At 31.6% G+C, this 348-nt stretch carries 1 pseudogene; it reads left to right on the top strand.

Annotation, left to right across the window (positions count from 1 at the left end):
• Nucleotides 1-296, top strand: a pseudogene (locus tag LOK41_RS28720) (tyrosine-type recombinase/integrase); the annotation flags it as partial.
• Nucleotides 297-348: the final 52 nt, after the last annotated feature.

Raw genomic sequence — 348 nt, 5'->3', positions numbered from 1 at the left:
CAGAACCCCTATGCCCAAACCTTAGAAAATACCTGGTTATTTCCTTCTCGAAAAGGAAATCAACCCATTAGTAAAATCCAGGCTTATCGACAACTGCAAAAAGCCGGAGATTTTGCCGGTGTAGAATCCATTGGAACCCACACTATGCGTAAAACTTTTGGTTATTGGTTCTATAAACAAAAGATGTCGCTATGTTGCAAGAAATATTGAATCACAGCACACCACAAGTTACACTCAAATATATTGAAATCAATAAAGAAGAAAAAGATAATATTCTTGATACATTTCAAATTTAATTAACAAATATATTTATAATTTATTAAGGAGTATACATATATGAAAAAAAGA

It is taken from the genome of Bacillus sp. TL12 (assembly GCF_022625245.1).
In the GTDB taxonomy this organism is placed as follows: Bacteria; Bacillota; Bacilli; order Bacillales; family Bacillaceae_G; genus Bacillus_A.
The sequence above is the reverse complement of the archived record's forward strand: the minus strand, read 5'-3'. Positions and strand labels throughout refer to the sequence as shown.